At 69.0% G+C, this 19887-nt stretch carries 20 protein-coding genes; 12 read left to right on the forward strand and 8 right to left on the reverse strand.

The features are described 5' to 3' along the window. The first annotated feature begins 175 nt into the window (after nucleotides 1-175). The 8 genes from ABMY26_RS34940 (at nucleotide 176) to ABMY26_RS34975 (ending at nucleotide 8800) form a co-directional block, all read left to right on the forward strand. On the forward strand, nucleotides 176-952 hold the full coding sequence (locus ABMY26_RS34940; RefSeq protein WP_372400034.1) for an ABC transporter ATP-binding protein: 777 nt from the start codon (nucleotides 176-178) through the stop codon (nucleotides 950-952). 37 nt (nucleotides 953-989) lie between these two features. Beyond that, nucleotides 990-1682 (forward strand): ABC transporter ATP-binding protein, encoded by a 693-nt coding sequence (locus ABMY26_RS34945; protein WP_372400035.1) that lies wholly within the window; start codon nucleotides 990-992, stop codon nucleotides 1680-1682. 182 nt (nucleotides 1683-1864) lie between these two features. Continuing rightward, nucleotides 1865-3085 carry an ABC transporter substrate-binding protein gene (locus ABMY26_RS34950; protein WP_372400036.1) on the forward strand — a complete coding sequence of 407 codons (1221 nt, stop codon included), beginning with the start codon at nucleotides 1865-1867 and terminating at the stop codon, nucleotides 3083-3085. Nucleotides 3086-3234: 149 nt separating this feature from the next. After that, the gene (locus ABMY26_RS34955; RefSeq protein WP_372400037.1) at nucleotides 3235-4122 is read left to right on the forward strand and encodes a branched-chain amino acid ABC transporter permease; all 888 of its coding nucleotides are present in this window, start codon (nucleotides 3235-3237) and stop codon (nucleotides 4120-4122) included. A 3-nt stretch (nucleotides 4123-4125) separates the two neighbouring features. Further along, entirely contained in the window at nucleotides 4126-5106 is a 981-nt protein-coding gene (locus ABMY26_RS34960) for a branched-chain amino acid ABC transporter permease (RefSeq protein WP_372400038.1), read from the forward strand. Nucleotides 5107-5477: 371 nt separating this feature from the next. Then, nucleotides 5478-6890, forward strand: a complete 1413-nt coding sequence (locus tag ABMY26_RS34965; RefSeq protein WP_372400039.1) for a sigma-54 interaction domain-containing protein — start codon at nucleotides 5478-5480, stop codon at nucleotides 6888-6890. Nucleotides 6891-6992: 102 nt separating this feature from the next. Then, complete coding sequence (locus ABMY26_RS34970; RefSeq protein WP_372400040.1) at nucleotides 6993-7808, forward strand: IclR family transcriptional regulator; 816 nt, start codon at nucleotides 6993-6995, stop codon at nucleotides 7806-7808. 329 nt (nucleotides 7809-8137) lie between these two features. Beyond that, entirely contained in the window at nucleotides 8138-8800 is a 663-nt protein-coding gene (locus tag ABMY26_RS34975) for a DedA family protein (RefSeq protein ID WP_372400041.1), read from the forward strand. Between the two features lie 17 nt (nucleotides 8801-8817). Here ABMY26_RS34975 and ABMY26_RS34980 read toward each other — a convergent pair whose 3' ends face one another. Continuing rightward, entirely contained in the window at nucleotides 8818-9468 is a 651-nt protein-coding gene (locus ABMY26_RS34980) for a LysE family translocator (protein ID WP_372400042.1), read from the reverse strand. Between the two features lie 228 nt (nucleotides 9469-9696). Here ABMY26_RS34980 and ABMY26_RS34985 point away from each other — a divergent pair, with 228 nt between their 5' ends. Further along, the gene (locus ABMY26_RS34985; protein ID WP_372400043.1) at nucleotides 9697-10674 is read left to right on the forward strand and encodes a BMP family protein; all 978 of its coding nucleotides are present in this window, start codon (nucleotides 9697-9699) and stop codon (nucleotides 10672-10674) included. 12 nt (nucleotides 10675-10686) lie between these two features. After that, the gene (locus ABMY26_RS34990) at nucleotides 10687-12234 is read left to right on the forward strand and encodes an ABC transporter ATP-binding protein (protein ID WP_372400044.1); all 1548 of its coding nucleotides are present in this window, start codon (nucleotides 10687-10689) and stop codon (nucleotides 12232-12234) included. Between the two features lie 16 nt (nucleotides 12235-12250). Here the strand turns inward: ABMY26_RS34990 and ABMY26_RS34995 are convergent, their stop codons facing one another. Then, nucleotides 12251-12982 (reverse strand): SDR family NAD(P)-dependent oxidoreductase, encoded by a 732-nt coding sequence (locus ABMY26_RS34995; protein ID WP_372400045.1) that lies wholly within the window; start codon nucleotides 12980-12982, stop codon nucleotides 12251-12253. Nucleotides 12983-13068: 86 nt separating this feature from the next. Between ABMY26_RS34995 and ABMY26_RS35000 the strand changes: the two genes are divergently transcribed. Further along, on the forward strand, nucleotides 13069-14076 hold the full coding sequence (locus ABMY26_RS35000; RefSeq protein ID WP_372400046.1) for a LysR family transcriptional regulator: 1008 nt from the start codon (nucleotides 13069-13071) through the stop codon (nucleotides 14074-14076). Nucleotides 14077-14080: 4 nt separating this feature from the next. On the opposite strand, the gene ABMY26_RS35005 is transcribed toward ABMY26_RS35000, so the two are convergent. Then, nucleotides 14081-14509 (reverse strand): VOC family protein, encoded by a 429-nt coding sequence (locus ABMY26_RS35005; RefSeq protein ID WP_372400047.1) that lies wholly within the window; start codon nucleotides 14507-14509, stop codon nucleotides 14081-14083. A 143-nt stretch (nucleotides 14510-14652) separates the two neighbouring features. On the opposite strand from ABMY26_RS35005, the gene gcvA reads away from it, so the two are divergent. Then, complete coding sequence (gene gcvA / locus ABMY26_RS35010; protein ID WP_372400048.1) at nucleotides 14653-15537, forward strand: transcriptional regulator GcvA; 885 nt, start codon at nucleotides 14653-14655, stop codon at nucleotides 15535-15537. 31 nt (nucleotides 15538-15568) lie between these two features. Here the strand turns inward: gcvA and pcp are convergent, their stop codons facing one another. The 5 genes from pcp to rpoH form a co-directional block, all read right to left on the reverse strand. Continuing rightward, a complete protein-coding gene (gene pcp / locus ABMY26_RS35015) occupies nucleotides 15569-16216 on the reverse strand; it encodes a pyroglutamyl-peptidase I (protein ID WP_372400049.1) in 648 nt (215 codons plus the stop codon). Nucleotides 16217-16229: 13 nt separating this feature from the next. Further along, nucleotides 16230-17090, reverse strand: a complete 861-nt coding sequence (locus ABMY26_RS35020; protein ID WP_372400050.1) for an urea carboxylase-associated family protein — start codon at nucleotides 17088-17090, stop codon at nucleotides 16230-16232. 29 nt (nucleotides 17091-17119) lie between these two features. Next, nucleotides 17120-18544, reverse strand: a complete 1425-nt coding sequence (locus ABMY26_RS35025) for a glycosyltransferase (RefSeq protein WP_372400051.1) — start codon at nucleotides 18542-18544, stop codon at nucleotides 17120-17122. A gap of 35 nt (nucleotides 18545-18579) precedes the next feature. After that, nucleotides 18580-18798 carry a hypothetical protein gene (locus ABMY26_RS35030; protein ID WP_372400052.1) on the reverse strand — a complete coding sequence of 73 codons (219 nt, stop codon included), beginning with the start codon at nucleotides 18796-18798 and terminating at the stop codon, nucleotides 18580-18582. 132 nt (nucleotides 18799-18930) lie between these two features. Beyond that, nucleotides 18931-19809: an RNA polymerase sigma factor RpoH gene (gene rpoH, locus ABMY26_RS35035; RefSeq protein WP_372400053.1), complete on the reverse strand. Its 879-nt coding sequence runs from the start codon at nucleotides 19807-19809 to the stop codon at nucleotides 18931-18933. Nucleotides 19810-19887 lie beyond the last annotated feature (78 nt).

Consider the following 19887-nt stretch of genomic DNA (forward strand, 5'->3'; position numbering starts at 1 on the left):
AGCGCCGGAGACACAAAGGTCCATGCGCCCGACCGAAGGGATATCCGCTGTGGCACGAATAGTGCGTACAACAATCGGTGAAACGTCCCACCGCATGGCGGCCGAGCCGGGAACTTCCGGCCCCCGGACCCCCGGGAACCCAAAGCAAGGACGAAGGGAGGAGAATTCGCGACCGATGAACGCCGCACCGAACGACGACATCATCCTGGAAGCGCGCAACCTGACGAAGGAGTTCAAGGGCTTCGTCGCGGTCAAGGAGGTGAACCTGCAGGTGAAGCGGGGCACCATCCATGCGCTGATCGGCCCGAACGGCGCCGGCAAGAGCACGGTGTTCAACCTGCTCACCAAGTTCCTGACGCCCACCCGCGGCCAGATCCTCTACAAGGGCCGCGACATCACCAGGACCAAGCCGGCCGACATCGCGCTGATGGGCTTGGTGCGGTCCTTCCAGATCTCGGCCGTCTTCCCGCATCTCAGCGTGCTGGAGAATGTCCGCGTCGCCCTCCAGCGCCCGCTCGGCACCAGCTTCCATTTCTGGAAGTCGGAGTCGTCGCTCTACGACCTGCACGATCGCGCGCTGGAGCTGATCGAGGCGGTCAACCTCTCCCCCTGGGCCGGGCACACCGCCGCCGAGCTGCCCTACGGCCGCAAGCGCGCGCTCGAGATCGCCACCACCCTGGCGCTCGACCCGGAGGTGATGCTGCTCGACGAGCCGCTGGCCGGCATGGGCCATGAGGACATCGAGGGCACCGCCGCCCTGATCAAGCGCGTCGCCGCCGACCGCACCGTGTTGATGGTCGAGCACAACCTCTCGGTCGTCGCCCACCTGTCCGACACCATCACCGTGCTCCGCCGCGGCGAGATCCTCGCCGAGGGGCCCTACGAGGTGGTGTCGAAGAACCCGCAGGTGATGGAAGCGTACATGGGCACTGGGGGGACCGGACATGCCTGACGGGATGCAGACGAAAACCGCCCAAGTGGGAACGGCGATGCTTGAGATTTCCGACCTGCACGGCTTCTACGGCGAGAGCCATGTGCTGCACGGCGTCAGCCTGGAGGTGCGCCACGGCGAGGTGGTGACGCTCCTTGGCCGCAACGGCGCCGGCAAGACCTCGACCATGCGCGCCGTGATGGGCATCATGGGCAAGCGCACCGGCTCGATCCGCTTCCAGGGCCAGGAGCTGATCGGCATGGCCCAGCACAGGATCCCGCGGCTCGGCATCGGCTATGTGCCGGAGGAGCGCGGCATCTTCTCGAGCCTCAGCGTCGACGAGAACCTGACGCTGCCGCCGGTGGTGAAGGAGGGCGGCATGACCGTCGCCCAGATTTACGAGCTGTTCCCCAACCTGAAGGGCCGCGGTTCGACCCAGGGCACGCGGCTGTCGGGCGGCGAGCAGCAGATGCTGGCGATCGCCCGCATCCTGCGCACCGGTGCCAACCTGATTCTGCTGGACGAGCCGACCGAAGGGCTGGCGCCCGTCATCATCGAGCAGATCGGCGTGGCGGTGCGGGCGCTCAAGGCGCGCGGCTTCACCATCGTGCTGGTCGAGCAGAATTTCCGCTTCGCCGCCACCATCGCCGACCGCCATTACGTCATGGAGGAGGGGCATGTGGTGGACATGATCCCCAACGACCAACTCAACGCCAACATGGACAAGCTCCACACCTATCTCGGCGTGTGAAGCGGTCCGACCACCGGACGGTCCCGGCGCGATCGCCGCTCCGCCCCGATCCGGGGGCGGGGCGGCGGTCCGTCGAGACATGTGCCGGCTGGCCCGTGCCCGACGACTTCCCCACGATCATGGCCCGACGCCCCGCCGCCGGGATGGGCCGGACAATAAAACCAACAGGGAGAGCCCCTTTCATGCGCACCCTTCTTCTCGCCGGCACCGCCCTGCTGACGCTCGCCGGGACCGCGATGTCCGTTGCCGCCCCCGCTGCCGCGCAGGTGTCGGACAACGTCATCCGCATCGGCGTGCTGAACGACCGTTCCGGCATCTACGCCGATCTGGCGGGCGAGGGCTCCGCCATCGCCGCGCGGATGGCGGCGGAGGAGTTCGGCAACAAGGTTGCCGGCGCGGCCGTGGAGATCGTCGTGGCCGACCATCAGAACAAGGCCGACATCGCCGCGTCGAAGGCCCGCGAATGGGTCGACACCGGCGGCGTCGACGTCATCGCCGACGTGCCGAACTCGGCCGCGGCCCTGGCGGTGCAGGGCATCACGCGGGACAAGAAGCGCATCTTCCTGATGTCGGGTCCCGGTGCCACGGCGCTGAGCGGCGCCCAGTGCAGCCCCTACGGCTTCCACTGGACCTACGACAACTATGCCATGGCCGCCGGCACCGGCCGCGCGCTCTACGAGCAGGGCAAGAAGAAGTGGTTCTTCGTGACTGCCGACTACGCCTTCGGCCAGTCGCTGGAGGAAGAGACCACCAAGATGGTCAAGTCGCTGGGCGGCACCATCGCCGGCACCGTCAAGCACCCGCTGGGCACCGCCGATTTCTCGTCCTTCCTGCTGCAGGCCCAGGGGTCGGGCGCGGACGTGATCGGGCTGGCGAACGCCGGCGGCGACACCACCAACGCGGTCAAGCAGGCTGCCGAGTTCGGCGTCACCCAGTCGGGCCAGAGCCTGGCCGGCCTGCTGATGTTCATCTCCGACATCAATGCGCTGGGGCTCCAGGCGGCACAGGGCCTGATGCTGACCACCGGCTTCTACTGGGACACCGACGACCAGACCCGTGACTGGTCGAAGAAGTTCGAAGCCAAGTCCGGCAAGAAGCCGACCATGGTGCAGGCCGGCGTCTATTCGGCGGTGAAGCATTACCTGAAGGCGGTCGAAGCGGCCAAGACCGATGACGCCGACAAGGTCTCCGCCAAGATGCGCGAGATGCCGGTCGAGGACATGTTCGCCAAGAAGGGCAAGATCGCCGCGAACGGCCGCATGTTCCACGACATGTATCTGGTCCAGGTGAAGACCCCGGCCGAATCGAAGGGCGCCTGGGACTATTACAAGGTCATGAAGACCATCCCGGCCGACACGGCGTTCCTCGATCCCAAGCAGAGCGGCTGTTCGCTGGTGAAGTGAAGGGGAGGGGGCGCGTTCCGCTCCCCTCCCGACCTTTCCCCGTCTTCGGCGGACCGCAGGTTCGTCCGACGACGGGGAAAGGGGCATCACGTCAAGCATTGAAATCAAGAAACAACAACCTGTCACAACGAACCGGGAGAGACGCGGACATGTTCAGCCTGCTGGGAGTTCCGCCCCAAGTGCTGTTCGGGCAGCTTCTGCTCGGCCTGATCAACGGTTCCTTTTATGCGCTGCTAAGCCTCGGGCTGGCGGTGATCTTCGGCATGCTCAACGTCGTCAACATGGCGCACGGCGCCCTGTACATGGTCGGCGCCTTCGTGGCGTGGCTGCTGCTGAGCTATGCCGGCATCGGCTATTGGGGAGCGCTGGTGCTGGCGCCCCTGGTGGTCGGCGCCATCGGGCTGGTGCTGGAGCGCACGATGCTGCGCCGGCTCTACAAGGTCGACCATCTCTATGGGCTGCTGCTGACCTTTGGGCTGGCGCTGATCTTCGAGGGCGCCTTCCGCCACCAGTATGGCGTGTCGGGCCAGCCCTATCCGATCCCCGACCTGCTGAAGGGCGGCCAGAATCTCGGCTTCATGTTCCTGCCCAACTATCGCGCATGGGTGGTCGTCGCCTCGCTGATCATCTGCTTCGGCACCTGGTTCGCCATCGAACGGACCAAGCTGGGCGCCTATCTGCGCGCGGCGACCGAGAACCCGACGCTGGTGCAGGCCTTCGGCATCAACGTGCCGGTGATGGTGTCGCTGACCTACGGCTTCGGGGTGGCGCTGGCCGGGCTGGCCGGGGTGCTGGCGGCGCCGATCTATCAGGTCAGCCCACTGATGGGCTCGAACCTGATCATCATCGTCTTCGCGGTGGTGGTGATCGGCGGCATGGGCTCGATCCTGGGCGCCATCCTCACCGGTCTGGGCTTGGGGCTGCTGGAGGGATTGACCAAGGTCTTCTATCCGGAGGCCTCCAACATCGTCGTGTTCGTCATCATGGCGATCGTTCTTCTCATCAAGCCCGCGGGCCTCTTCGGACGGGAGCGCTGACCCATGAGCATCGCCGGCAATACCACTGCCAACTCCACCGGGGCAGCCATGCGCGGCCCCACCATGGGCACGGCCCTGCTGACCGCGGGCCTGCTGCTGGTCGCCGTCGCGGCACCCTTCGTGCTGTATCCCGTCTTCCTGATGAAGGTGCTGTGCTTCGCGCTGTTCGCCTGCGCCTTCAACCTGCTGATCGGCTTCGCTGGCCTGTTGAGCTTCGGCCATGCCGCCTTCTTCGGCGGGGCGGCCTACATCGCCGCCCACACGGTGAAGGAATGGGGCTGGGCGCCGGAGGCGGGGCTGCTCGCCGCCACCGCCGTCGCCGGGCTGATGGGGCTGGTCTTCGGGATGATCGCCATCCGGCGGCAGGGCATCTACTTTGCCATGATCACGCTGGCGCTGAGCCAGATGATCTTCTTCCTGGCGCTGCAGCTTCCCTTCACCCATGGCGAGGACGGCATCCAGGGTGTGCCGCGCGGCACGCTGTTCGGGCTGTTCGACCTGACCCAGCCGCTGACGATGTATTACGTCGTGCTGGCGATCTTCCTCGGCGGCTTCGCGCTGGTGTGGCGCACGGTCCATTCGCCGTTCGGGCAGGTTCTGAAGGCGATCCGCGAGAACGAGCCGCGGGCGGTGTCGCTCGGCTACCGCACCGACCGCTACAAGCTGGTGGCCTTCGTGTTGTCGGCAAGCCTGGCGGGGCTGGCCGGCGGGACCAAGGCGCTGGTGTTCCAGCTGGCCTCGCTGACCGACGTGACGTGGCAGATGTCGGGCGAGGTGGTGCTGATGACGCTGCTCGGCGGCATGGGCACGCTGCTCGGCCCGGTGGTGGGGGCGGCGCTGGTGGTCACGCTGGAAAGCTACCTCGCCGCCACCAGCCTGCCGGTGCCGGTCGTCATCGGCTGCATCTTCGTCGTCTGCGTCCTGCTGTTCCGTAGGGGCATCGTCGGCGAGCTGCTCGCCCGCCTGCCGAAGCGGGAGCACTGAGCCAAGCGGTTCCATCCGCGAATTCCAAAGACCGCAACTCCCCAGGGGGGACCGGAAGGTCCCCCTCTTTTTCCCCTTTCGATACCCGCATGGGTTGCGCAAGTGGAAATGAGCCGGGTTGCTCCGAAAGATGTACAGAACCGGCCCGGCTTGCCCTTTTTAAAAAAGCGGTTTTCCACGCCGGTCCCAAGACCAGATCTGCGACGGGCATGCGGGTTCGATACCGCGCGCCTGCCCGATCCTGCGCGCCTTCCCTTTAATCCGATGGATGGGCTACTATGTTGACCTCTGATATTGTTGGCAAATTGCGCTGCAATGCAGCAGGCCTCAACGCCGGGACGGCAAAAGTCGGTCCTGTTTGGGAGGGTGACGTGGGCGACACCGTCGATTTCGAAGCGTTGCGCCAGCGCGCGGTACACTCCCTGTTCGAGCATCTGGAATCCATGTGCGTCGGTGCCGTCACCGTCGACCACAATGCCCGCATCGCCTGGATGGACGACAAGTACAAGGCGCTGCTGGGCGTCCCCGGCGACCCGCGCGGCCAGCCGGTCGAGGACGTCATCCCCAACAGCCAGCTGCGCCGGGTGATCGACAGCGGCCAGCCCCAGCCGCTCGACATCATGGAATTCGGCGACCGCTCCTTCGTCGTGACGCGGATGCCGCTGTTCGGACCGGACGGAGCCATCATCGGCGCGATCGGCTTCGTGCTGTTCGACCGCGCCGAATATCTGCGCCCGCTGGTGCGCAAATACGAGAAGATGCAGGAGGAGCTGGCCCGCACCCAGCAGGAGCTGGCGCACGAGCGCCGGGCGAAATACTCCTTCTCCCAGTTCCTGGGCGCCAGCGAATCGATCCGTGAGATCAAGCGGCTGGGACGCCGCGCCGCGCAGATGGACAGCACCGTCCTGCTGCTGGGCGAGACCGGCACCGGCAAGGAACTGCTGGCCCAGGCCATCCATTCCGCCAGTCCGCGGGCTGCCAAGCCCTTCGTCGGCGTCAATGTCGCCGCCATCCCGGAAACCTTGCTGGAGGCCGAGTTCTTCGGCGTCGCCCCCGGCGCCTTCACCGGGGCCGACCGCCGCCATCGCGAGGGCAAGTTCCAACTGGCCAACGGCGGCACCCTGTTCCTGGACGAGATCGGCGACATGCCGCTGCCGCTGCAGGCCAAGCTGCTGCGCGTCCTGCAGGAGCGGGAGATCGAGCCGCTGGGGTCCAACAAGGTGGTGCGGGTCGATGTCCGCATCATCGCCGCCACCAGCCGCGACCTGCACGCGCTGGTGCGGGAAAAGCAGTTCCGCGCCGACCTCTATTACCGGTTGAACGTGGTGCCGATCACCCTGCCGCCGCTGCGCGAGCGGCCGGAGGACGTCGAGAGCATCGCCGACCGCATCCTGGAGCAGCTGGCGATCCAGCAGGGCACCCCGCCGCGCGAGCTGCTGGAATCGGCGGTGCAGGTGCTGCGCGACTATGACTGGCCAGGCAATGTGCGCGAGCTCTACAACACGCTGGAGCGGGTGGTGGCGTTGACCGATGCGCCGATCCTGACCGCACCGCACATCCGCAGCGTCCTGCCCGGCCAGCATCCGGCCGGCGCCTCGGCCCTGCCGCTGGCCGTAGGGGCGAGGCCGTTGCAGGAGGTGCTGCATGCCGCCGAACGCCACGCCATCGCCGCTGCGCTGGAGGAGGCCAACGGCGTCAAGGCGCGCGCCGCCAAGCTGCTGGGCATTTCGCGGGCGTCGCTGTACGAGCGGATGCTGACGCTGGGGCTGGGAGCCGCCCAATAGCGGCACCCGCCGCTAATTCCGCATTGCGGAATATGCCCGGTTGACCTGTGGCCGGGACCGCTGGCAGGATCGCCCCGACGCGGTTTGCGGGGGAGGCAGGTCATGCGCAAACGGGAAGACTCCCTGGTCGCCGACGATCCGATGGCGGACGACGGGAAGGACCCGCGCTTCGTCACGGCGCTCGCCCGCGGGCTGGAGCTGCTGCGCGCCTTCCGACGCAACGAATCGCTGCTCGGCAACCTGGAGCTGGCGCAACGCACCGGCCTGCCCAAGCCGACGGTGTCGCGGCTGACCTACACGCTGGCCAAGCTGGGCTACCTCGTCTACGAGCAGACCACCGGCAAATACCGGCTCGGCACCTCGGTGCTGGCGCTGGGCTATGCCAGCCTGTCGGGCATGGGCATCCGGCAGGTGGCGCGGCCGCTGATGCAGGAGCTGGCCGACCGGACCGGACTGGCCGTGGCACTCGGCGGGCGCGACCGGCTGAGCATGATCTATCTGGAATGCTGCAAGGCGAACAGCCCGATCACCCTGTCGCTCGACGTCGGCTCGCATATCAAGCTGTCGACCACCAGCATGGGCCGCGCCTATCTGGCGGCATTGCCGGAGGCCGAGCGCGCACCGCTGATGGCCAAGCTGGAGGAGCATGAGGGCGAGCGCTGGCCCGAGATCCGCGACGGCATCGAGCGGGCGGTCGAGGACTACCGGACGCGGGGCTACTGCCGCTCCATCGGCGCCTGGAAGTCGGAGGTGCATGCCATCGGCATTCCCTTCGTGCCGCGCGACGGCTCCCCGATCCTGGCCTTCAACTGCGGCGGGCCGGGCTTCCTGGTCGATCCGAAGACGCTTGAGGAGGAGCATGCGCCGCGGCTGGTCGCCATGGTCCGGCGGATCGACGCGGCACTGTTCAGCGGGTAGGGATGGCCGCGGCGATCGACACGTCCTATCGGCGACCTCCAAAATATCTATTTGACGGATCAAATCGCTAGCCACACTCTTCGAATCGTTCCAGACAAGCTCCTCCATTCCGGACGGGCTTGTCCCGGCCGGCTTCCCATCCGGTGCCAGGGATGGCCGGCCGACCCATCCGGAGGGCGGGGACACCGGGGATGCGCGGGCACGTTCAATCCAACGCCCCGTGCCCACGCCCTCCGGGACCGGGCCTGCGGTGGCCTTGCGGGAACCGCCCGCCCTCGCCGGCCGTTTTCCCTGATCGGGTCGGTGTGACCGGTGGGGAGCGGATCGGAATGGATGGTGGATTGACGGATTGGCTGGTGGAGGTGATGCACACCCTCCATTATGTCGGAATCTTCCTGCTGGTGGCGCTGGCGCGGGTCTTTCCGCCTTTGCCGGCCGAGTCGGTGATCCCGCTGGCCGGGATCGGCGCGGCGACGGGTGAATTCACCCTGGCCGGGGTCGCCATCGCCGGCGGTCTCGGCTCGCTCGCCGGGCAGATGGTGTGGTTCCTGCCCAGCCGGCTGATGAGCCGCGAGCGGCTGGAAGCCTTCTTGAAGACATACGGCCCCTGGCTGACCATCGACCCGAAGAAGGTTCGGCAGAGCACGGACTGGTTCGGCAAACGCGGCGGCATCGCCGTGCTGTTGTCGCAGCCGGTGCCGGGGGTGCGCACCCTGATCTCGATCCCGGCCGGGGCGTGCAGGATGCCGATCCTCAGCTATATGCTGGCATCGGGCGTCGGTTCGGTGCTGTGGACGCTGCTGCTGGCCTGGACCGGCTACATGCTGTCGACCTGGCCCTTCGCCCACCGGCTGGTCGGCTATGTCACCGTCGGGCTGCTGGTGGTGCTGGTGGGCCTCTATCTGTGGCGGCTGGCCGGGCACCTGCACCTGCTGCGCAAGGGAAGCGCGACGCCGGATGCGCCCACCGCCACGCCGTCCGCAGGCTGCTGAGGGCTAGGGCCGGGCGGTCAGCCGGCCATCGCGGCGATGCCGGTGGCGGCCATGCCCAGCGCCCACAGGCCGAAGGCGCCCAGCGCCACCCCGGTGCAGTGGTTCAGCAGGCTCAGCCCGCGGTCGGAGATGCGGTGGCGCACCGCCGCCACCCCCATCGACAGCGTCATCCACCACAGCGACGAGCCGATGAAGACGCCGAGCACCAGGGTCGACGCCTCCAGCCGGTCCAGCGTGCCGCCCAGTCCGAACCCGGCGAAGATGGCGATGAAGGCCATGATGGTCGCCGGGTTGGTCAGGGTCAGCGACAGCCCGGTCATGAAGCCGGTGAACCAGGATTTGCTGTCGGGGGCGGATGCTGCCTCGCGCTCCTCCGCGTCGGGCTGCTGGCGGAAGGTGCGGACCGCCACCACCAGCAGGAAGATGCCGCCGACCAGCTGGAAGGCGATCTCGTGCCCGCGCAGGAAGCTGAGCGCCGCCGACACGCCGAAGGCGGCGATGGCGCCATAGAAGGTATCGGCCACGGCGGCGCCGAATCCGGTGAAGAAGCCCATCAGCGGGCCGTGCTGCAAGGTGCGGCGGATGCACAACAGGCCGATCGGCCCAACGGGTGCGGCGATGGCGAATCCCAGAACGATCCCCTGCAAGAGCACCCAGACTTCGTCCACCGAGCGTCGCCCCCGTTTTTGTGTGGCCGATCCTGTGGCCGATCAGGCGTGGCCGCCGCGACCGGTTGGACGCGAAGACTATCGGCCGGGGTGATAAACGCCCCCGCCCCCGTCGTCAACCGGGGGAGCCCCGATTTGCTGCGCCGCTTCGCCCGCTTTCCCTGTTGTGCCGGATGATGGCGCGGTTATCCTTTGGGTCAAGTTTCGGCTTTCCGGAGTGGGTGGGACATGAAGACGCGTATTCTTGCCGCCATGCTGGCGATGACGGCGTTCTGCACCCAGGCGCGGGCGCAGGAGTTCTCGCCGGCCGTGGTGTTCGACCAGGGCGGCAAGTTCGACAAATCCTTCAACGAAGCGGCCTACAACGGGGCCGAGCGGTTCAAGAAGGAGACCGGAGTCGCCTACCGCGAGTTCGAGATCACCAACGAGGGCCAGCGCGAACAGGCCATGCGCACGCTGGTGCGGCGCGGCGCCTCGGTGATCGTCGCCGTCGGCTTCTCGCAGACCGCCGCGGTGGAGAAGGTGGCGAAGGACTCGCCCAAGACCAAATTCTGCCTGATCGACGACAAGCTGGACGCCCCCAACGTCCAGTCCGTGACCTTCAAGGAGGAGGAGGGATCCTTCCTGGTCGGCATGGCGGCGGCGCTGGCGGCCAAGAGCGGCAAGGTCGGCTTCATCGGCGGCATGGACATCCCGCTGATCCGCAACTTCCTGACCGGCTACGAGCAGGGCGTGAAGCATGTTTCGGCGAGCGACGAGCTGTTCGTCAACATGACCGGCACCACGCCCGCCGCCTGGAACGACCCCGGCCGCGGCGCCGAGCTGGCCAAGAGCCAGTTCGCGCGCGGCGCCGACGTGGTCTTCGCCGCGGCCGGCGCCACCGGGCTCGGCGTGCTCCAGGCCGCGGCCGATGCCGGCAAGCTCGCCATCGGCGTCGACAGCAACCAGAACCATGTCCATCCCGGCAAGGTGCTGACCTCGATGGTCAAGCGGGTCGACGTCGTCGTCTACGACTGCATGAGGACGGCGAAGGACGGCAGCTGGCAGGCCGGCCACCGCGTCGTCGGGCTGAAGGAGGACGGCGTCGGCTACGCGCTCGACGACAACAACCGCAAGCTGATCACGCCGGAGATGGAGGCGAAGCTGGAGGAGGCCAGGAAGCAGATCATCGCGGGCGCGCTGGCGGTCAAGCCGTACCAGCCGTAAGCGGATCCTTTCATGATGCAGGCAAACGCGCCGGCCGCCCGTTCCGGAATCGCCCTGGAGACGGTGGCGATCAACAAATGGTTCGGCGCCAACCATGCGAACCGCGACGTGTCGCTGTCGGTGCCCGCCGGGACGATCCATGGGGTGATCGGCGAGAACGGCGCCGGCAAATCGACGATCATGAGCATCGTCTACGGCTATCTGCGTGCCGACGGCGGCGAGATCCGGGTGAACGGCAATCCTGCCGCCATCCGGACGCCGCGCGACGCGCTGGCCGCCGGCATCGGCATGGTCCACCAGCATTTCATGCTGGTCGATCCCTTCAGCGTGCTGGAGAACGTGCTGCTGGGGGCGGAGGGCGGCGTCACCCTGTCGGGCGGTATGGCCCGGGCGCGGGCCGAGCTGACCCGGCTGGCCCGCGACTATGGGCTGGAGGTCGATCTCGACCGGCCGGTCGGCGAGCTGCCGGTCGGGGCGCAGCAGCGGGTGGAGATCCTGAAGGCGCTCTACCGCGGCGCCGACATCCTGATCCTGGACGAACCGACCGGGGTGCTGACCCCGCAGGAGGCCGACCATCTGTTCCGCATCCTGCGGGCGCTGCGCCAGCAGGGCAAGACCGTCGTCATCATCACCCACAAGCTCCGCGAGATCATGGAGCTGACCGACAATGTCACGGTGATGCGGCGCGGGCAGGTGGTGGCCGACGTCGCCACCCGCGACACCAGCCGGGAGCGGCTGGCCGAGCTGATGGTCGGCCGCAAGGTGCTGCTGCGCGTCGACAAGACCCCGGCCCGGCCGGGGGCGGAGGTGCTGCGGGTCGAGGGGCTCCGGGTCCGCGACCCGTCCGGCGTGGAGCGGGTGAAGGGGGTGGAGCTGTCGGTGCGGGCCGGCGAGATCGTCGGCATCGCCGGCGTGTCCGGCAACGGCCAGTCGGAGCTGCTGGAGGCGCTGGCCGGCATGCGCCCCATCGCCGCCGGCTCGGTCCGGCTGCGGGGGGAGGATCTCGCCGGCCATCCCGACCGCTTCAACGCCCGGGCGCTGCGCCGGCTGGGGGTGGGGCATGTGCCGGAGGACCGGCAGAAGGTCGGCCTCGTCACCAGCTTCTCGGCGGAGGACTGCGCGATCCTGGGATTCCAGGACGATCCGGCCTGGAACGGGCGCATGCTGCTCGACCGGGACGCCATCGCCGCCGCCTGCGCCCGGCAGATGGAGGATTACGACACGCGGCCCAGGGACGGAACGCTGGCGGCAGCCAACTTCTCCGGCGGCAACCAGCAGAAGATCGTGCTTGCGCGCGAGATCGAGCGCAATCCCGACCTGCTGCTGGTCGGCCAGCCCACCCGCGGCGTCGACATCGGCGCCATCGAGTTCATCCACCGCCGCCTCGTGGCTCTGCGCGACCAGGGCAAGGCGATCCTGCTGGTGTCGGTGGAGCTGGACGAGATCCGCGCCCTGTCCGACCGCATCGTCGTGATGTTCGACGGGCACATCGTCGGCGAGGTGCTGCCGGACCGGGCCGACGAGAAGACGCTCGGGCTGATGATGGCGGGTTGCGGCTGAGAACCGGCGCCCGCCCTCACCAGGGGACGGTGCGGCCCAGATAGTCGAGATACTCCAGCCCCGGCCTGTCCCGCTTGGCGAGCAGGACGGCCACCAGGCTGGGGATGCTGTCCTCGATGGCGAGCGGCGCATCGGCGCCGCCGAGCGCGGTCCTGACCCAGCCGGGCGCCATCACCGCCATCGCCCGCTGGGTTCCGGCCTGACGGGCCGCGAAGCTGCGCATGAACATGTTCAGCGCCGCCTTGCTGCCGCGATAGAGCTCGCGTTGGCCGGACTGGTTGTTGGCGATGCTGCCCTGCCCGGACGACATCACCCCGATCAGGCCGGCGGCGGAGACAGCGCCCTCCAGGCTTTCGATGACGCGCATCGGGCTCAGGGCATTGGTGATCATCAGCTGGACGAAATCCTCGGTCGAGACCTCGCCGATGGTCTGGGCCGGATCGCGGTTGGCCGTTCCGGCATTGACGAACAGCATGTCGAAGAGTCTGCCGGACAGGCGGTCGCGCAGCGCGGCCAGTTGATCGGGAGCGCAGATGTCCAGGGTCTCGATCTCGACCCTGCCGGCATGCCGGTCAGCCAGATCGTGCAGCAGCGTCCGGCCGGTGCCGCGCACCGTGCCGACGACGTTCCAGTCCTTCTTCAGGAACTCGGCGGCCATGGCATGGCCGAGGCCGCGTGACGCGCCGATGAGCAGGACGGTGCGGCGGGGGTGATCGGTGGGGGAAGGGGGCGGGGGAGGGAAGGGCATGGGATCGGAGCTTTCGTTGAGGACATCCGCTCCCGATATGACCGGCCGGGCTCCTGTGCACCAGACGCACAGGATGAAAGGATCGATTGCGTCCGGCGCTGGGCATCGGCGGGCCGCCGGGCTATTCTCAGGCGATGCACGGCGTCGACCTGAACCTTCTCCTGTCTCTGGACGCGCTGCTCACCGAGCGCAGCGTGACGGGGGCTGCCCGCCGGCTCGGGGTGAGCCCCTCCGCGATGAGCCGGACGCTGGCGCGGCTGCGCCGGGTGACGGGCGACCCGTTGCTGGTCCAGGCCGGCCGCGCCCTGGTCCCCACGCCCTATGCCGAGGAAATGAGCGGGCGTGTCCATGCGCTCAGCCGCGACACGCAGGAGATCCTGAGGCCGGCGGCAAACCGCTTGGACCTCGCATCGCTCCATCGCACCTTCACCATCCGTGCCGGCGGGCGATTCGTCGAGCTGCTCGCGGTTCCCCTGCTGGCCGCCATCGCCGGGACCGCTCCGCATGTCCGCCTCCGGTTCGTGCCGAAGCCGGACAAGGAGGCGGAGCCGCTCCGCGACGGGCGGATCGATCTGGAGGTCGGCGTGCTCGGAACCTCGGCGCCGGAACTGCTGACCCAGCTGCTGTTCCGGGACAGGCTGGTCGGCGTCGCCCGAAGCGGGCACCCGCTGTTCGAGGCCGGGTCGGTCACGCCGGACCGCTATGCCGCCTGCGCCCATGTCGTGGCGTCGCGCCGGGGCGATTTCCATGGACCGATCGACGACGCCCTGGCCGATCTGGGCCTGAGCCGCACCGTGTCCCTGGTCGTTCCAGGATATGCCGAGGCGATGAGCATTGCGCGCGGCTCGGATCTGGTCGCGGCGGTGCCCCGGTCGTGCCTCGGCAACGGTGTGGTGGCCGACCATGCGGCCGGGCCGGGGCTGGCCTGCTTCGACCTGCCGGTCCGGACGCCGGAATTCGCCATATCCGCCATCTGGCATCCGCGCCTGCAGGCGGATCCGGCCCATCGCTGGCTGCGCGAGACCATCGCGGCTGTGTGCCGGGGGGCCTGTCCGCAAGAACGGCCGGCACCCCCGCGCGTCTTCCTCGCCTGACCGCCTACTTCGCGAACAGCTGCGACATGTCGGCGAAGGCCTTGAACTCCAGCGCGTTGCCGGCCGGGTCGAGGAAGAACATGGTCGACTGCTCGCCGACCTGGCCCTTGAAGCGGGTGTAGGGCTCGATCACGAACCTGATGCCGGCGGCCTTCAGCTTCTCCGCCAGCGCGTCCCAGTCGGCCGGCTGAAGCACCACGCCGAAATGCGGGACCGGCACATCATGGCCGTCCACCGGGTTGCGGTGGGCCGGAGCGGCAGTGGGATCGCGCGGCTTCAGATGGGCGACGATCTGATGGCCGAACAGGTCGAAGTCGATCCACTCGTCGCTGCTACGCCCTTCCGGGCAGCCGAGGACGGTGCCGTAGAAATGGCGGGCGGCGGCCAGATCGTCGACCGGGAAGGCGATGTGGAAGGGCGTCAGACTCGTCATCGGGGGCTTGGCCTTTCGGGACCGTGTGGCGGGTGGCTGGCGGCAGGACCGTCCGTGCCCCCAGCAGACCCGATCCGCCCGGACTTGACAAACGAGTTCTCCGGCAGAGATTTATGAGTTCAACTCATGATTCGGCGCGTCCCATGCCAGACCGTGTCCTGCCGTCGCTCAACGCCGTCCGCAGCTTCGTCGCGGTGGCCCGCCATCTCAGCTTCACCAAGGCGGCCGACGAGCTGGCGGTGACGCAGGGGGCGGTCAGCCGCATGATGCAGACCTTGCAGGCCGATCTGGGGGTCGAGCTGATCCGCCGCGTCGGCCGCGGGATCGAGCTGACGCCGACCGGCGCCGCCTTCTATGGCGAGGCGTCGGCGGCGCTCGACCGCATCGCCGCGGCGGCGCGGGCGGCCCGCGCCCAGGAGGGCGGGGTGCTGCGGGTCAGCGCGTTGCCCACCCTGGCCCAGCGCTGGCTGATCCCGCGGCTGAAACGCTTCCAGGCCGAGAACCCCGAGATCCAGGTCGAGGTGGCGATCGGCGAGCACCGCGTCGATTTCGCCAAGGAGCGGATCGACGTCGCCATCCGCTTCGGCGTCGAGGGCTGGCCGGGGGCCGAGATGGCGACGCTGATGCCGGAAACCATGGGCGTCTTCTGCGCACCGTCGCTGCTGGACCAGGGGCCGCCGCTGCGCCGGCCGGCCGACCTGGCGCAGCACCGGCTGTTGCAGCACACCACGCGGCCCGAGTCCTGGCGCGCTTATCTCGCCGCCTTCGGCCTGCCCCTGCCCGAGTCGGCGCTCTCGTTGGCCTTCGAGCATTTCTTCATGATCATCGAGGCGGCGTCGGCCGGCATGGGGGTCGCCCTGTTGCCGGTCTTCCTGGTGGGGGAGGACATCGCATCGGGCCGGCTGGTCCAGCCCTTCCCCGAGACGCTGCGCCCGCGCGGCCGCTACCTGATCGCCCATGCGCCGGGGGCCGAGCGGGCACGCCGCGTGCGCCGCTTCAAGGAGTGGCTGCTGGCCGAGGCGGGGTAGGGCACGCTGTTCCCCTCGCTATTCCCCAGCACTATTCAAGGGTTCCAGCCGCCTCGTGACTGTCCTCGCCGGTCGCCAGGATGGTTTCGACCGCGACGCGCAGGCCGGCCGTCACCTGCCCGACCGCCATCGACGGGGCGCCCGGGTGGCGGACCGCCTGTTCGGGAGCCAGCGGGATATGCAGGAAGCCGACGCGGAGATCCGGCCGCCGCACCGCCCGCAGATGGCAGGCCCCGTAGAACAGATGGTTGCAGACGAAGCTGCCGGCGCTGTGCGACAGCCCGGCGGGGATGCCGGCGCCGCGCAGGGCGGCGGCGATGGCCTTGACCGGCAGGCTGGCGAAATAGGCCGCAGGCCCGCCCGCCACCACCGGGACATCGGCCGGACGGTTGCCGGCATTGTCGGGGATGCGGGCATCGTCCAGGTTGACGGCAACCCGCTCCAGGGACAGCTCGGCCCGGCTCTGCGCCTGTCCGACCGCCAGCAGGGCGACCGGGCCGGTTTCCGCCACCGCCCGCTCCAGCGCGTCGAGCGCCGCGCCGAAGACGCAGGGCATCAACCGCGCGGCGACGCGGTGGCCGCGGCACTCCCAGCCGTCGAGCCGCCGCACCGCCTCCCAGGACGGGTTGACGGTCTCGCCGCCGAAAGGCTCGAAACCGGTGAGGAGGATGGTCGGCATCGGGCCCCCGCCGTCAGGCCGGATCGCCTGCGTCCCAGGCCGGCGTCTCCAGCCGCAGGCCGTGGTTGCCGCGGTAGGCCGCGACCTCCGGCGGCGACCAGCCGTCCAGCAGCGCCGGGTCGAGCCGGTAGACCTCGACGCCCAGCGGACGACAGACCTCCAGCGGGTCGCGGGCGTCCGGCCCCCACAGCGGCACGCTGAGATCGCCGCCAGGGCAGGTGGACAGGGCGCAGAGCAGGTCGATCTCGGCGAAGAATTCCAGGAAATCGCCCTTCTGCGCCGGGCACGCCTTCATGAAATACTTGTCCTCGGCGTTCAGCCCGGTGACCTGGAAGACGTTCAGCACGTCATGGACGTCGAATTCGCTCAGCCCGTAGGGGGCGACGGCACGGGTCAGGTTGGAATGGCAATGGTGGTGGAAATCCTCCCCCGTCAGCATGCGGTTGACGTAGGGGTCGCAGCGGGTGCCGAGCAGGTCATGGACCCTGCCGCCATGCTCGTCGATGCCGTAATCCGCCAGCGTGTCGTGGGTGATGGTCGCCAGCGGCCGCAGGTAGGGCAGGGTCGACCACAGCCGGTCGAAATTGCTGACATGCGCCTGCTGGAGCTGGCGCGTGCGCGACGCCCAGAAGCGTTCGCGCGGGTTGTGGCGGTTCCAGATGTTGAGGTCGGCGACCTGCGGCCCCTCGATGGTGACGATGCGGAACACATGGCCGGCCGGCACCGTCCAGGCGCGGCCGGAGCGGATCGGCACCACGAACCGCTCCACCAGGTCACGCCCGTCCGTCTGCGCGCCGATGCGCCCGTAGAAGGCGCGGTCGACGGCGAGCGCCGACCCCTTGCTGGCTTGGTAGGCGGCGGGATAGCTGGGCATGGCGGGCTCCTGACGGTGGACCGGTGGCTTCAGGCCGGGCTCCGATCATGGCGATGGGCAGCGGCCATGCGCAACAGCTCTTCGCGCACCCTCTCCACCACCGGCGCCCAGTCGCCCGGCCGCTGCTGGCGGAACAGGCGCAGCGTCGGATACCAGGGGCTGTCGTCGCGGTCGAGCAGCCAGCGCCAGCAGCCGCTGAACCGCGACAGCACCCACACCGGCACACCCAGCGCCCCGGCGAGATGCACGACCGAGGTGTCCACCCCGATCACGAGGTCGAGCTGGCGGACGATGGCGGCGGTGTCGGCGAAATCCGCAACCCCGCCCATCGGGTCGAGGATCGCCCCGCCGGCCGGCAGTTCCTCTAGCCAGGCCTCCTGCGCCTGGACGGCGGCCGGCCCCTTCTGGAGGCTGATCCACGACACCCCCTCCACCGTCAGCAGCGGGGCGAGCTGGGCGAGGCGCAGGCTGCGGCGCGCATCGGTGCGGGTGGCGGCGGCATGGCCGAGCCGCGGGTCGCCGGCCCACACCAGCCCGACGCGCAGACCATGGCAGCCCCCTCCCCAGCCGCGGAGTAGCGCGGCCCAGCGCCCGTCCGCGTCGGCCGGGGGCGCCAGATAGGGCACGGCGGCCGGGATGCGCCCGACCGTCACCCCCAGCAGCCGCATCAGCGACATCAGCGGGACGCAGAAATCATAGGCGTCGCGGCCGGGGAGGTCCGTGACCACCGCGTCGACGCCCTCGACGCCGGACAGCAGCCGGACCAGCGGCTGCCGGCACTGGACGACCACCCGCGCGCCGTGCGCCTTCACCAGCGGGATCAGGCGGATGAACTGCAGGCTGTCGCCGAAACCCTGCTCCTCGAAGACCAGCAGGGTCTTGCCGGCGAGATCCTCGCCGGTCCAGTCCGGCCCGGCGGAAGGGCGCTTCAGCGCGAGTTCACCGGCCTGCCAGCGCGCTTCGTAGGCCCGCCAGCCAGCCTCGAAATCGCCATGCGACAGCAACGCCTCGGCCAAGTTGTAGCGCACGCTCGCCAGCGCCGGAGCGACGTCGGCCGCGCGCCGCAGCAGGGCCAGGGCCTCGCCATGGTCGCCGCGATCCTGCCGGGCATGCGCCATCGCCAGATAGGGGGCATGGAGGCCGGGCGCCAGCGCGACGGCCTTGCGGCAGGCGTCGAGCGCGGCAAGCGGATGGCCGCTTTCCTGAAGGATCGCGCCGATGTTGGCATGGGCCTCGGCCAGGTCGGGCCGGCGGGCGACCGCCTCGATGCAGGAGGCGACCGCCTCGCCGGGCCGGCCGAGCCGGCGCAACGCCGCCCCGCGGTTGGCATAGGCGCTTGCGGCCAGCGGACCGTCCAGCAGACCGTCGTAGACAGCCACCGCCTGCGCCCAGCGACCCGCACGATGGAGGCCGAGGGCGGTGGCGAAGGCGGCCTGCGTGGCCGCCGTTTCCATGGCCGTCCCTGTGGTCATTCCCGTGCCGGGCGCCGTCATTTCCGCAAGGTGCCGTGGTGTCCGCCCAGGATATGGGGCGGGATCGTGCCGCGGTCGGCGATGATGTTGGCGTCATCCGCCGACAGGCCGATGTGGACGAGCCGGTTGATGACCTGCCAGCGGCTGATCCGGTTGCCCTCATAGAGGGTCAGGGCATCCTTGATGACCTCGATCTTCACCATCGGAAGACCGGTGCCCGCGCGCACCTTCGACATGTCCGCCTCCAGGAATGCCGGCGGAGAGAACGGGTCCGCCGGCGGTTATGGAGGGGTTACACGGAGGGAGTCGGGAATCCTGGCGCGGTTACCGGCACGGGAGTTCGCTGGAGGTGCCGGAGGCCCGGACGGTCAGGCCGCCGCGGCGGCCAGGACGCGGGTCTGGCGGGCCACCTTCTCGAAGGCGCGCTCCTCGATCTGGCGGATGCGCTCGCGGCTGACGCCATAGCGGACCGACAGGTCTTCCAGGGTCAGCGGGCTGTCCGACAGGCGGCGGCAGGTCAGGATGTCGCGCTCGCGGTCGTTCAGCACGCCCATCGCCTCGTGCAGCAGGGCGCTGCGCTGGCGGGCCTCGCCGCGCTCGACCAGGGCCTCCTCGACCGACGGCCGTTCGTCCGTCAGCAGATCCTGCCATTCGGCCGAATCGCCGTCCGCGCTCATCGGCGCGTTCAGCGACGCCATCGGCGCCGACAGGCGGCGGTTCATCGCGATCACGTCGTCTTCCGGCACCGACAGGTCGGTGGCGATGCTGGTGACGCTGTCGGGCTGCAGGTCGCCGCTGCCATACTCGCCCAGCTTCCGCTTCAGGCGGCCCAGGCTGAAGAACAGCTTCTTCTGCGCGGCGGTGGTGCCGATCTTCACCAGGCTCCAGGAGCGCAGGATGTAATCCTGGATCGACGCCTTGATCCACCACATCGCGTAGGTGGACAGGCGGAAGCCGCGTTCCGGTTCGAATTTCTTGACGGCGGTCATCAGGCCGAGATTGCCCTCGGCGATCAGGTCGGACAGCGGCAGGCCGTAGCCGCGGTAGCCGCCGGCGATCTTGACGACGAGACGGAGATGGCTGGTGACCAGCTTGTGCGCCGCATCGACGTCGCCATGCTCGCTCCAGGCCTTGGCGAGCATATACTCGTCCTCGGGCGCAAGGACCGGATAGCGGTGGGTGTCGTTGATGTAGCGGGACAGCGATTCGCCGGAATCGGGCGAACGGAGGGCGATGGCGGAACTCATGTCACATCCTCTTGCAAAGCGATATGACGCTGCAGGGTCCCCAGGTGGCGAACCCAGGCCTCTCCGGCGGAGCAGGCA

Source organism: Azospirillum sp. HJ39, assembly GCF_041507355.1.
In the GTDB taxonomy this organism is placed as follows: domain Bacteria; phylum Pseudomonadota; class Alphaproteobacteria; order Azospirillales; family Azospirillaceae; genus Azospirillum; species Azospirillum thiophilum.